Origin of the sequence: Mycolicibacterium setense, from assembly GCF_000805385.1 — a bacterium.
GTDB lineage: Bacteria > Actinomycetota > Actinomycetes > Mycobacteriales > Mycobacteriaceae > Mycobacterium > Mycobacterium setense.
In genome coordinates this window covers 673,583-687,482 of sequence record NZ_JTJW01000008.1, presented here as the reverse complement: position 1 = coordinate 687,482, position 13,900 = coordinate 673,583, and the positions used below count along the sequence as shown (strand labels likewise).

At 68.2% G+C, this 13,900-nt stretch carries 6 protein-coding genes; 4 read left to right on the top strand and 2 right to left on the bottom strand.

The features are described 5' to 3' along the window. Positions 1-134: 134 nt before the first annotated feature. Both QQ25_RS21525 and acpS read left to right on the top strand, forming a co-directional pair. Positions 135-9,389 (top strand): type I polyketide synthase, encoded by a 9,255-nt coding sequence (locus QQ25_RS21525; protein ID WP_039380891.1) that lies wholly within the window; start codon positions 135-137, stop codon positions 9,387-9,389. A 35-nt stretch (positions 9,390-9,424) separates the two neighbouring features. Further along, positions 9,425-9,817, top strand: coding sequence for a holo-ACP synthase AcpS (gene acpS, locus QQ25_RS21520; RefSeq protein ID WP_029110067.1), 393 nt, complete (start codon positions 9,425-9,427; stop codon positions 9,815-9,817). Positions 9,818-9,841: 24 nt separating this feature from the next. Here acpS and QQ25_RS21515 read toward each other — a convergent pair whose 3' ends face one another. Beyond that, entirely contained in the window at positions 9,842-11,293 is a 1,452-nt protein-coding gene (locus tag QQ25_RS21515) for an amidase (protein ID WP_039380890.1), read from the bottom strand. 146 nt (positions 11,294-11,439) lie between these two features. Here QQ25_RS21515 and QQ25_RS21510 point away from each other — a divergent pair, with 146 nt between their 5' ends. Further along, complete coding sequence (locus QQ25_RS21510; protein WP_039380888.1) at positions 11,440-12,777, top strand: dipeptidase; 1,338 nt, start codon at positions 11,440-11,442, stop codon at positions 12,775-12,777. On the opposite strand, the gene bcp is transcribed toward QQ25_RS21510, so the two are convergent. Beyond that, positions 12,778-13,251, bottom strand: coding sequence for a thioredoxin-dependent thiol peroxidase (bcp, locus tag QQ25_RS21505; protein ID WP_039380887.1), 474 nt, complete (start codon positions 13,249-13,251; stop codon positions 12,778-12,780). 105 nt (positions 13,252-13,356) lie between these two features. Between bcp and QQ25_RS21500 the strand changes: the two genes are divergently transcribed. Beyond that, positions 13,357-13,584 carry a DUF3618 domain-containing protein gene (locus tag QQ25_RS21500; protein ID WP_039323179.1) on the top strand — a complete coding sequence of 76 codons (228 nt, stop codon included), beginning with the start codon at positions 13,357-13,359 and terminating at the stop codon, positions 13,582-13,584. The last annotated feature ends 316 nt before the right edge of the window (positions 13,585-13,900 follow it).

Genomic DNA, 13,900 nt, shown 5'->3' with positions numbered 1-13,900 from the left:
CTGAATCGCCGTTGGCCTGTCGCCCGGGCAGCCACACCGCCCCAGACATGCAGACAGACACCTGACACCGCACGCGACAGCCACCCGCGACAACATCACCGCAGAACCACAGCAGCACCGAGGAGATAGCGCCAGTGACGATCTATGAACACGACCGGGTGTCCGCCGGTCGCAACGACGACTCAGGATCCGACGGTCGGCAGGCTGACTCCACCCATGCCCTGGTCGACCGGCTGAGCGCCGGTGAGCCCTATGCGGTCGCGTTCGGTGGCCAGGGCAGCGCCTGGCTGGAGACTCTTGAGGAGTTGGTGTCCTCGGCCGGTATCGAGGCAGAGCTCGCGACGCTGGCCGGCGAGGCCGAGTTGCTCCTCGAGCCGGTTGCCGCCGAACTCCTCGTGGTGCGGCCCATCGGGTTCGAGCCGCTGCAGTGGGTTCGGGCACTGGCTGCCGAAGAGCCGGTGCCGTCCGACAAGCAGCTGACCTCTGCCGCCGTCTCGGTGCCCGGCGTGCTGCTCACCCAGATCGCCGCTGTGCGGGCACTGGCCCGTCAGGGCATGGACCTGGCCGCGACCCCTCCGGTCGCCGTCGCCGGACATTCGCAGGGTGTGCTGGCCGTCGAGGCGCTCGCCGCCAACGGAGCCAAGGATGTGCACCTGCTGGCGCTGGCGCAGCTGATCGGGGCCGCAGGCACCCTCGTGGCCCGTCGCCGCGGGATCACCGTGCTGGGCGACCGGCCGCCGATGGTGTCGGTCACCAATGCCGAGCCCGAGCGCATCTACGAGCTGCTCGAAGAGTTCAGCCAGGACGTGCGCACCGTGCTGCCCCCGGTGCTGTCGATCCGCAATGGCCGGCGCTCCGTTGTGATCACCGGCACACCCGAGCAGTTGTCGCGCTTCGAGCTGTACTGCAACCAGATCGCTGAGAAGGAAGAAGCCGAGCGGAAGAGCAAAGTCCGCGGTGGCGCGGTCTTCGCTCCGGTCTTCGACCCGGTGCAGGTCGAGGTCGGTTTCCACACGCCGCGCCTGGCCGACGGTGTCGAGATCGTCGCTCGTTGGGCCGAGGCCGTCGGCATCGACGTCGAGCTCGCGAGTGAGATGACCGAGGCCATCCTGGTCAGGCAGGTCGACTGGGTCGACGAGATCACCGACATCAGCGATGCCGGCGCCCGGTGGATCCTCGACTTGGGCCCCGGCGACATCCTGACCCGCCTGACCGCGCCGGTGGTGCGCGGTCTGGGTATCGGGATCGTGCCGGCCGCGACCCGCGGCGGTCAGCGCAATCTGTTCACCATCGGTGCGGTGCCCGAGGTGGCCCGACCGTGGTCGAGCTATGCCCCGACCGTGGTGAGCCTGCCCGACGGATCGGTCAAGCTCTCGACCAAGTTCACCCGGCTCACCGGGCGTTCGCCGATCCTGCTGGCCGGTATGACGCCCACCACAGTCGACGCCAAGATCGTCGCCGCCGCAGCAAACGCCGGCCACTGGGCCGAACTGGCCGGTGGCGGCCAGGTCACCGAGCCGATCTTCAACGATCGCATCGCCGAATTGGGCGAGCTGCTGGAGCCTGGCCGGGCGATCCAGTTCAACACGTTGTTCCTCGATCCGTACCTGTGGAAGCTGCAGGTCGGCGGCAAGCGGCTGGTGCAGCGTGCCCGTCAGTCCGGTGCGCCTATCGACGGCGTCGTCGTCAGCGCCGGCATCCCGGATCTGGAAGAGGCCGTCGAGCTGATCGGCGAACTCAACGACCTCGGCATCAGTCATGTCGTGTTCAAGCCGGGCACCGTCGAGCAGATCCGTTCGGTCATCCGGATCGCGGCCGAGGTGCCCACCAAGCCGGTGATCGTGCACATCGAGGGCGGCCGCGCCGGTGGTCACCACTCGTGGGAGGACCTCGACGATCTGCTGTTGGCCACCTATTCGGAGCTGCGCAGCCGGTCCAACATCACCATCTGCGTCGGTGGCGGCATCGGTACCCCCGAGCGGTCCGCCGACTACCTTTCCGGTCGCTGGTCGGCCACGCACGGCTACCCGCTGATGCCGATCGACGGCATCCTGGTCGGCACCGCCGCCATGGCGGCCCTGGAGGCCACCACCTCGCCCGCGGTCAAGCAGCTGCTGGTGGACACCAAGGGCACCGAATCATGGGTTGGTGCGGGCAAGGCCGCCAACGGCATGGCCTCCGGACGCAGCCAGCTGGGCGCCGACATCCACGAGATCGACAACACCGCATCGCGCTGCGGGCGTCTGCTCGACGAGGTGGCCGGTGACGCCGACGCCGTCGCGTCGCGTCGCGACGAGATCATCGCCGCGATGGCCAACACCGCCAAGCCGTACTTCGGTGATGTCGCCGACATGACCTACCTGCAGTGGCTGCGCCGCTACATCGAACTGGCCATCGGCGAGGGCAACAGCACCGCCGACACCAAGCGTGGCGATACACCGTGGCTCGACATCACCTGGCGCGACCGCTTCGAGCAGATGCTCAAGCGCGCCGAAGCACGTTTGCACGCACAGGATTTCGGTCCGATCGAGACACTGTTCGATGCGGCCGGCGAGGGCGAGGCACTGCTGGAGGACCCGAAGGCCGCGCTGGCCGCGCTGGTCTCGGCCTACCCGGACGCTGCGTCCGTGCAGCTGCATCCGGCCGATGTGCCGTTCTTCGTCGAGCTGTGCAAGACGCTGGGCAAGCCCGTCAACTTCGTGCCGGTGATCGACAAGGACGTGCGCCGTTGGTGGCGCAGCGACTCGCTGTGGCAGGCTCACGATGCGCGCTACGACGCCGATCAGGTGTGTGTCATCCCCGGCACCGCCGCGGTGGCCGGCATCACCCGGGTCGACGAACCTGTCGGTGAGCTGCTGGACCGCTTCGAGCAGGCCGCCGTCGACGAGGTGTTGGCCGCCGGCGCCCAGCCGCAGGCCGTGCTGTCGCGCCGCCAGGGCCGCGGCGATGTGACCGGCCCGCTGGCCGTCCTGCTCGACGCCCCCGACGTGCTGTGGGCCGGGCGGACCTCGGTCAACCCGGTGCACCGGATCGCCGCTCCTTCCGAGTGGCAGATCCGCGAGGGATCGCAAAACCGTTCTGCCACACACCCGTCCACCGGTGCCCGGCTTGAGGTCGCCGACGATCGCCATGTGGTGCTCTCGGTGCCGCTGTCGGGAACCTGGATCGACATCCGATTCACCTTGACCGAGGCCATCCGCAGCGGTGGAGCTCCGGTGGTCGAGGTGGCCGACGCCGCCACCGCGATGCGTTCGGTGCTCGCCATCGCCGCGGGCGTCGACGGACCCGACGCGTTGCCTCCCGTCGTCGACGGGACGGCCACCGTCACCGTCGGCTGGAACCCCGAGCAGGTCGCCGATCACACCGGCGTCACCGCCACCTTCGGGGCACCGCTGGCGCCGACGCTGACCGTCGTTCCCGACGCCCTGGTCGGCCGTTGCTGGCCGGCGGTGTTCGCCGCGATCGGCAGCGCCGCAACGGATTCCGGATTCCCGGTCGTCGAAGGTCTGCTGAGCCTGGTCCACTTGGATCACGCCGCTCACCTGTTGGCCCCGCTGCCCACCGATCCGGCCGAATTGACCGTCACCGCAACGGCTTCGGCAGCGCACGACACCGAGGTCGGCCGGGTGGTCCCCGTCGAGGTGACCGTACGCAGTGCGGATGGGACCGAGCTGGCCAGGCTCGAGGAGCGGTTCGCGATCCGCGGCCGCACCGGAGAGGCCGAGCTGACCGACCCGATCAAGGCCGGCGGAGCGATCTCGGACAACGCCACCGACACCCCGCGCCGCCGCCGGCGCGACGTCACCGTCGGTGCGCCCGTGGACATGCGGCCGTTCGCCGTGGTGTCCGGCGACCACAACCCGATCCACACCGATCGGGCAGCGGCCCTGCTGGCCGGTCTGGAATCGCCGATCGTGCACGGCATGTGGTTGTCGGCCGCGGCGCAGCACGTCGTCACCGCCACCGATGGCAAGCCGATTCCGCCGGCGAAGCTGGTCGGCTGGACCGCCCGTTTCCTGGGCATGGTGAAGCCGGGCGATGAGGTCGACTTCCGGGTCGACCGGGTCGGAATCGACGTCGGCGCAGAGGTTGTCGAGGTTCAGGCCCGCATCGGCTCCGACCTCGTGATGGCCGCGACCGCGCGGCTCGCGGCGCCCAAGACCGTCTACGCGTTCCCCGGCCAGGGCATCCAGTCCAAGGGCATGGGCATGGAGGTCCGGGCCCGGTCCAAGGCGGCCCGCAAGGTGTGGGACAAGGCCGACAAGTTCACCCGCGACACGCTGGGCTTCTCGGTGCTGCACGTGGTCCGCGACAACCCCACGTCGCTGATCGCCTCCGGTGTGCACTACGAGCACCCCGAGGGTGTGCTGTACCTGACCCAGTTCACCCAGGTCGCGATGGCCACGACGGCCGCCGCGCAGGTTGCCGAGATGCGCGAGCAGGGCGCGTTCGTCGAAGGTGCGATCGCCTGTGGTCACTCCGTCGGTGAGTACACCGCGCTGGCGTGTGTGTCCGGAGTCATCGAGCTCGAAGGTCTGTTGGAGGCCGTGTTCCACCGCGGCTCCAAGATGCACGACATCGTGCCGCGCGACGAGCGGGGCCGGTCCAACTACCGGCTGGCCGCGATCCGGCCGTCGCAGATCGACCTGGCCGACGAGGATGTCGAGAGCTTCGTCGCCCAAATCGCGGCGGATACCGGTGAATTTCTACAGATCGTGAACTTCAACCTGCGCGGCTCGCAGTACGCGATCGCCGGTACCGTGCGCGGGCTGGAAGCGCTCGAGGAAGAGGTCGAGCGTCGTCGCGAGATCAGCGGCGGCAAGCGGTCGTTCATCCTGGTGCCGGGCATCGACGTGCCGTTCCACTCCAGCGTGCTGCGGGTGGGCGTGGACGACTTCCGGCGCAGCCTGGAACGCGTCCTGCCGCGCGACCGCGATCCCGAGCTGGTGGTCGGGCGCTACATCCCGAACCTGGTGCCCCGGCCGTTCACCCTGGACCGCGATTTCATCCAGGAGATCCGCGATCTGGTGCCCGCCGAGCCGCTCGACGAGATTCTCGCCGACTACGACACCTGGCGTAACGAGCGGCCGATCGAGTTGTGCCGCAAGGTCGTCATCGAGTTGCTGGCCTGGCAGTTCGCCAGCCCGGTCCGCTGGATCGAGACCCAGGATCTGCTGTTCATCGAGGAAGCCGCGGGCGGCCTCGGCGTCGAGCGGTTCGTCGAGATCGGCGTGAAGAACGCGCCGACCGTCGCCGGACTGGCCACCAACACGCTCAAGCTGCCGGAGTACGCGCACAGCACCGTCGAGGTGCTCAACGCCGAGCGCGATGCCGCGGTGCTGTTCGCCAGCGACACCGATCCCGAGCCGGAGCCGGACGTCGACGAAAGCCCGGCAGAGGCGTCCGCCGAGGCCGCTCCGGCAGCCGAAGCGGCACCCGCGCCCGCGGCACCCGCCGCCGCGCCGGGTGCACCGCGCCCGGACGATCTCGGGTTCGACGCGGCCGATGCCACTGTCGGTCTCATCGCGCTGAGCGCCAAGATGCGCCTCGATCAGATCGAGGCGCTGGATTCGATCGAGTCCATCACTGATGGTGCGTCCTCGCGGCGTAACCAGCTGCTGGTCGACCTGGGTTCGGAGCTGAATCTGGGTGCCATCGACGGCGCCGCCGAGGCGGATCTGGGCGCACTCAAGGGACAGGTCAGCAAGCTGGCCCGTACCTACAAGCCGTTCGGCCCGGTGCTGTCGGATGCCATCAACGATCAGCTGCGCACGGTGTTCGGACCGTCGGGCAAGCGTCCGGCCTACATCACCGAGCGCGTCACCAAGACCTGGGAGCTGGGTCCGGGCTGGGCCAAGCACGTCACCGTCGAGGTGGCGCTGGGCACCCGTGAGGGCAGCAGCGTTCGCGGCGGCGACCTGGGCTCCCTGCACCCCGGCGCATTGGCCGATGCCGCAGGCGTGGACAAGGTCATCGACGCCGCCGTCGCGGCCGTCGCGGCCCGCCAGGGTGTGGCAGTGTCGCTTCCGTCGGCAGGCGGTGCCGGTGGGGGCGTGGTGGATTCGGCGGCCCTCGGCGAGTTCGCCGAGAAGGTCACCGGGCCCGATGGCGTGCTGGCTTCGGCCGCCCGCCTGGTGCTGGGCCAGCTCGGTCTGGATGCTCCGGTCGGTGCGCCCGAGGCTGCGACCGACGCCGAGCTGATCGATCTGGTCACCACCGAACTCGGTTCGGACTGGCCGCGATTGGTGTCTCCGGCGTTCGACGCCAAGAAGGCCGTCGTGTTCGACGACCGCTGGGCCAGCGCCCGTGAGGATCTGGTCAAGCTGTGGCTCGCCGACGAGGACGAGATCGACGCCGAATGGCCGCGCCTGTCGGAGCGGTTCGAGGGCGCCGGCCATGTCGTTGCCACGCAGGCGAATTGGTGGCAGGGGCGTGCGCTGGCCGCCGGCCGCACCATCCACGCTTCGCTGTTCGGTCGCATCGCGGCCGGCGCTGAAAACCCGGGGACCGGTCGGTATTCCAACGAGGTCGCCGTGGTGACCGGCGCGTCGAAGGGCTCGATCGCCTCGTCGGTCGTCGGGCAGCTGCTCGACGGCGGCGCGACCGTCATCGCCACGACCTCGCGTCTGGACGACGATCGGTTGGCGTTCTACAAGGAGCTCTACCGCGAGAATGCTCGCTTCGGCGCCACTCTCTGGGTGGTCCCGGCCAACATGGCGTCCTACTCCGACATCGACAAACTGGTCGAGTGGGTGGGTAGCGAGCAGATCGAAAGCCTTGGGCCGCAATCGATCCACCTCAAGGATGCGCAGACCCCGACGCTGCTGTTCCCGTTCGCCGCGCCGCGCGTGGCCGGGGATCTGTCGGAGGCCGGTTCACGCTCCGAGATGGAGATGAAGGTGCTGCTGTGGGCCGTGCAGCGGCTCATCGGCGGGCTGTCGACGATCGGCGCCGAGCGTGACATCGCGTCGCGGCTGCACGTGGTGCTGCCGGGCTCGCCCAACCGCGGCATGTTCGGTGGCGACGGTGCCTACGGCGAAGCCAAGTCCGCGCTCGACGCGTTGGTGACCCGCTGGAGTGCGGAGTCCTCGTGGGCCGAGCGGGTCAGCCTGGCGCACGCGCTCATCGGTTGGACCAAGGGCACCGGGCTGATGGGGCACAACGATGCCATCGTCAGCGCGGTCGAAGAGGCTGGTGTGACCACCTACAGCACCGCGGAGATGGCAGCGATGCTGCTGAACCTGTGCACGGTGGAGTCCAAGGTGGCCGCAGCCAACTCGCCGATCAAGGTGGATCTGACCGGCGGTCTGGGTGACGTCAAGATCGACATGGCCGAGCTGGCTGCCAAGGCCCGTGAGGACATGTCAAGTGCGGCAGCCGAGTCCACTGACGAAAACGTCGACGAGGGCAGCATCGCCGCGCTGCCGTCCCCGCCGCGCGGACACAACCCGGCGCCCGCGCCGGAGTGGGCCGACCTCGACGTCGACCCCGCGGATCTGGTGGTCATCGTCGGCGGTGCCGAGCTCGGGCCCTACGGCTCGTCGCGGACCCGCTTCGAGATGGAGGTCTCCGGCGAGTTGTCGGCGGCCGGCGTGCTGGAGCTGGCCTGGACCACCGGTCTGGTCAAGTGGGAAGACGATCCGAAGGCCGGCTGGTACGACACCGAAACCGGTGAGCTGGTGCCCGAATCGGAGATCGTGGAGCGCTACCACGACGCCGTCGTAGAGCGTTGCGGCATCCGCGAATTCGTCGACGACGGCGCGATCGATCCCGATCACGCCTCGCCGCTGCTGGTCAGCGTGTTCCTGGACAAGGACTTCTCCTTCGTGGTCTCCAGCGAGGCCGACGCACGGGCGTTCGTGTCCTTCGATCCGGAGCACACCGTGGCCCGGCCGCTGCCGGACTCGTCCGACTGGCAGGTGATCCGCAAGGCGGGCACCGAGATTCGGGTGCCGCGCAAGACCAAGCTGTCGCGCACGGTCGGTGCCCAGATCCCGACGGGCTTCGACCCGACGGTGTGGGGCATCACCCCGGACATGGCCAATTCGATCGACCGGGTGGCGTTGTGGAACATCGTCGCCACCGTCGACGCGTTCCTGTCCTCGGGCTTCACCCCGACCGAGCTGATGCGCTGGGTGCACCCGAGCCTGGTGGCCTCCACGCAGGGCACCGGCATGGGTGGCATGACGTCGATGCAGACCATGTACCACGGCAACCTGCTGGGCCGCGCCAAGCCGAACGACATCCTGCAGGAGGTGCTGCCCAACGTTGTTGCGGCACACGTCATGCAGAGCTACGTCGGTGGCTACGGCGCCATGGTCCACCCGGTGGGCGCCTGCGCCACCGCGGCGGTCTCGGTCGAGGAGGGTGTCGACAAGATCCGCCTCGGCAAGGCCGACCTGGTGATCGCCGGTGGCTTCGACGATCTGACCCTGGAAGCGATCATCGGCTTCGGTGACATGGCGGCCACCGCCGACACCGAGATGATGCGCGCCAAGGGCATCAGTGACTCGAAGTTCTCCCGCGCCAACGACCGTCGTCGCCTCGGTTTCCTGGAAGCCCAGGGTGGTGGCACGATCCTGCTGGCCCGCGGTGATCTGGCCGCCAAGATGGGTCTGCCGGTGCTGGCCGTCGTCGGTTACGCGCAGAGCTTCGCCGATGGTGTGCACACCTCGATTCCGGCTCCGGGCCTTGGCGCCCTGGGTGCCGGGCGTGGCGGCAAGGACTCGCAGCTGGCCCGTTCGCTGGCCAAGCTGGGTGTGGGTGCCGACGACATCGCGGTGATCTCCAAGCACGACACCTCGACGCTGGCCAACGATCCGAACGAGACCGAGCTGCACGAGCGGCTGGCCGACTCGATGGGACGTTCGCCGGGTGCACCCATGTTCATCGTCAGCCAGAAGACGCTGACCGGGCACGCCAAGGGCGGCGCGGCGGTGTTCCAGATGATGGGTCTGTGCCAGATCCTGCGCGACGGCGTCATCCCGCCGAACCGCAGCCTGGACTGCGTCGACGACGAGCTGGCCACCTCCGGTCACTTCGTCTGGGTGCGTGAGGCTCTCGACCTTCGCGGGAAGTTCCCGCTCAAGGCAGGTCTGGTCACCAGCCTCGGGTTCGGGCACGTGTCGGGTCTGGTCGCTCTGGTGCATCCGGAGGCGTTCATCGCGGCCTTGGATCCGGCCGAGCGCGACGACTACCGCAAGCGGGCCGAGCAGCGAACGCTGGCCGGTCAGCGTCGTCTGGCCGGCGCCATCGCCGGTGGGCGGCCGATGTACGAGAAGCCGGCCGATCGCCGGTTCGACCACGATTCGCCGGAGAAGCGTCAGGAGGCGGCGATGTTGCTGAACGCCGACGCCCGACTCGGTGAGGACGATCTGTATGTGCGGTGAGTGCGTGCAGGCAGAGGTGAGCTAGGTTCGCTTCCATGGCGATTGTGGGAGTAGGCATCGATCTGGTTTCCATACCTGAATTCGCCGAACAGGTAGACCGGCCAGGGACGGTATTCGCCGAGACGTTCACGCCAGGTGAGCGCCGGGACGCCGCGGACAAGAGTTCGTCGGCGGCCCGGCACCTGGCGGCCCGGTGGGCGGCCAAGGAAGCTGTGATCAAAGCCTGGTCGAGTTCACGGTTTTCGAAGCGGCCGGCCCTGCCGGAGGGAATCCACCGCGACATCGAGGTGGTCACCGACATGTGGGGTCGGCCCAAGGTGCGGTTGTCCGGCGAGATCGCCAAGCACCTCGAGACCGTGACCATTCACGTCTCGCTCACTCACGAGGCCGATACCGCTGCTGCGGTGGCGATCATCGAGGAGCTCTGACCGTTCGGTCAGCCGGCTGACCCGTTAGGTCGGGGGTTGGAAGCCGCCGATCCGTTGTTCGAGCAGCTCGGCCAGCCGCAGCGGGGTGCGGTCCTCGAACATCGGACCGATGAGCTGCACTCCTACCGGCAATCCCTCGGCGGATTGCCCCGCAGGTATGGCGGTGGCGGGCAGGCCGGGCATCGTCGCCAGACCGGCCCAGACGAGCTGGTCGAAGTACGGGTACTCCACGCCGTCGATGTCGAGTCGGCGTTCCAGCAGGTCTGGGTTGTGGTCGTGGCCGAACGCGGGAGTCGGCGTGATCGGACACACCACAGCATCGAACTGGCCGAACAGTTGCCGCCAGCCGTGGCGGTGGAGCTCGCGACGGTTGTTCAGCTCGATCCAGTCGCGGTGGCTCAGCGCCATCCCGCGCAGCCGCGCGGCGTCGAGACTCTGATCGTCTGGGCTCAGACCGGCGGCGCGGATCCGCAGTTGTTCGTATGCGTCGACCGGGAATCGCGCCACCGAGCCGGAAAACAGCAACTGGGTGTAGAGCGTCGCGGCTTCGGCCAGATCGGGCAGCAGCGGACTGTGTCGTTCGACGTGGCTGCCACGGGACACCAGGGCGTCAGCCACCCGGTTCACGCCCGCTCTGACCGCGGCGCTGGTGGCGATGAAGGGATGGTCTTCGAGGACCAGGACCCGGAAGCCGCCGAGTGCCTGGTGGCGCGGTGGCGGCAGCGTCACCGTGTGCGCAACGCCCAGCGTCAGCGGGTCGGGTCCGGCCATCACGTCGAGCAGGAGTGCGAGGTCGCCGGCGGTGCGCGCCATCGGACCGACGACAGCGAGGTCGGCCTCGGTCGGCAAGGCCGGCGCGGGCGGCGGGGCCATACCGCGCATCGCGGCGAGCCCGAGAGTTGGCTTGTGCGCGTAGATGCCGCAGAAATGCGCGGGGGTGCGTAGCGAGCCGGCGAGGTCGGAGCCGATGGAGAGGGCACCGAACCCGGACGCCAGGGCGGCCGCGGATCCACCGGAGGATCCGCCCGACGTCCGACCGTGTTCCCACGGATTGTTGGTGGTGCCGTAGATCGCGTTGAAGGTCTGCACGTCTTGCAGTCCGAACGGCACGTTCGTCTTCCCCAACACCACAGCGCCAGCCGCTTTCAGCCGCGACACCTGCACCGCGTCTTCGGCCGGCATGAACTCTCGGTGCTGCGGTATGCCCCAGGTCGTCGGCAACCCGGCCATGTTGTAGGACTCCTTGATCGTCACCGGAATACCGAGCAGCGCCTGATCCTCACCCCGTGCCCGCGCCTGGTCGGCGCGCCGCGCAGCCTCCCGCGCACGATCGAAATCCGGCACACAGATCGCGTTGATCGCCGCGTCGTCCCGCTCGATACCGGCGATCGCCGCCTCGGTCAGTTCCACCGAGGACACGTCACCGGCGCGCAACGCGACCGCCAACTGGCCGGCCGATTGAAAATTCCACTGCATGAATCCGACGCTAACCACCCGCCACGGCGGCCATAAAATTCCGCTTCCCGCAACGGGCACGCGTTGTGATCGACGAGCGGAAGCGCAAGGCACAGGAGCGAAGCGGTCACCAACGTCGCAATCCCGCAACAGCTAGTCTCGACACCATGAGTGACGTAGTGGCGCGGGTGCAGCAGGTGTTGCCGTCGGTGCGGTCCGATCTGGAGGATCTGGTGCGCATCCAGTCGGTGTGGGCCGACCCGTCCCGGCGCGATGAAGTGCACCGCAGCGCCGAAGCCGTCGCAAAGCTGCTGTCGGAAACCGGTTTTCCCGAAGTCCGCATCGTCAGCGAAGGCGGCGCCCCAGCCGTCATCGCGCACTACCCGGCGCCGGCAGGCGCGCCAACCGTGCTGCTGTACGCCCATCACGACGTGCAGCCCGAAGGCGATCCTTCCCAGTGGGACTCGGCGCCGTTCGAACCCACCGAACGGGACGGCAGGCTGTACGGCCGCGGTACCGCCGACGACAAGGCTGGTATCGCAACGCATCTGGCCGCAGTGCGGGCGTTCGACGGTAAACCCCCGGTGGGCGTGACGGTGTTCGTCGAAGGCGAGGAGGAATCCGGGTCGCCATCATTAGCGGCACTGCTGGGTGCTCATCATGATGCGCTGGCCGCCGATGTCATCGTCATCGCCGACTCCGACAACTGGAGCACCGACATCCCGGCCCTGACCGTGACCCTGCGCGGCCTGGCCGACTGCGTAGTCGAGGTGGCCACTCTGGATCACGGGCTGCACTCGGGGCTGTGGGGAGGGGTGGTCCCGGATGCGTTGAGTGTGTTGGTGCGGCTACTGGCCAGCCTGCACGACGACGAGGGCAACGTCGCAGTCGCCGGTCTGCACGAGGCCACCGCCGCCGATGTGGACCGCGGTGCCGGCTGGGTTCGGCAAGAGTCCGGCCTGTTGGATGGCGTGTCCGAAATCGGTTCCGGCTCAGTGGTTCAACGCATGTGGGCCAAACCCGCGATCACCGTCATCGGCATCGACACCACGCCCATCGACAAGTCGTCCAACACGCTGATCCCACGGGCCCGCGCCAAGATCAGCATGCGCGTGGCGCCCGGCGGTGACGCCCACGCTCATCTGGCGGCACTGACCCGCCATCTCGAAGACCATGTTCCCTGGGGTGCCCGGGTCACCGTAACGCCGGGCGACGTCGGCCAGCCCTACGCCATCGACGCCTCCGGCGCGGTGTACGACGCGGCGCGTTCGGCATTCCGGACCGCCTGGGGGACCGATCCGGTGGACATGGGCATGGGTGGATCGATCCCGTTCATCGCCGAGTTCGCCGAAGCCTTTCCGGCAGCCACGATCCTGGTGACCGGAGTCGAGGATCCCGGCACTCAGGCACACAGCGTGAACGAGAGTCTGCACCTGGGAGTGCTTGAGCGCGCGGCCAAGTCGGAGGCGCTGCTGCTGGAGAAGCTGGGGCAGTTGGCCCGGTAGTCAGACCGAGAGGTCGCGACGCAATTTGGCGACGTGACCGGTGGCCCGCACGTTGTACTGCGCGACGGCGATCTTGCCCTTTTCGTCGACCACGAACGTCGAGCGGATCACGCCCTGAACGGTCTTGCCGTACATGGTCTTCTCACCGAACGCGCCCCAGGCCGTCAGCACTTCACGATCGGGATCCGACAGCAACGGGAAGGTCAGCTCTTCCTTGTCACGGAACTTGGCCAGCTTCTCCGGCTTGTCAGGGGAGATACCGACGACATCGAGCCCGGCGCCGTTGAGTTCGGTGAGGCTGTCGCGGAAATCGCACGCCTGCTTGGTGCATCCGGGCGTCGACGCGGCCGGGTAGAAGTAGACGATGACCTTGCGGCCCTTGTAGTCGGAAAGCTTGACGGTGTTGCCGTCTGCATCAGACAGGTTGAAAGCCGGGGCGGTGTCTCCCACCTCAAGGCGCGGGGTTGGCGGCATGCGTGGATATCCCTTCTTGTCGACCGGTTCCGTCGTCGTGGCGCCGGCTGATCTAGGGTAGTGCGGCAGGGCAGCACGACGTGGAGCGGCTTGGAGGAGCAAACAGTGGCGAACCGGGACCCGGAGAGCATCAAGCGGGACATCGATCAGGCTCGCGACCAGCTGGCGGTGACGGTCGACTCCCTGGCCGAGCGGGCCAACCCCCAGCGTTTGGCCGACGATTTCAGGTCGGCGGTGATCGGCTTCATCAAGAAGCCGGCCGTGACCGCGTCATTGGCCGGCGCGGGTGTGCTGGTGGTGGTCGTGGTCATTCGGCGGATCAAGCGGCGCTGAAGGCTGACCGCCGCTCCAGCGCGGTCGGATACGCCGCTCAGCGCGCAGGCCGATACGCCGCTCAGCGCGCAGGCCGATACGCCGCTCAGCGGCGGCGGAACAGGAGCCAGTCCGCCAACGAGAAACTCGGGGGATTGGCGATGCGGCCGAGCCGGCTGCAGCTATACACCATGACGGGCTGATTCGCAGCAACAAATGCAGAGGTCGAATCAGCTGTGGGGTCGACGCCACCTATGGCAGCCATCAGCTAACACCTCTCATCTCGGCGTCACCGCCACGGGGTATGGAATCTCAACTAATCAGCTAACTTGACAAT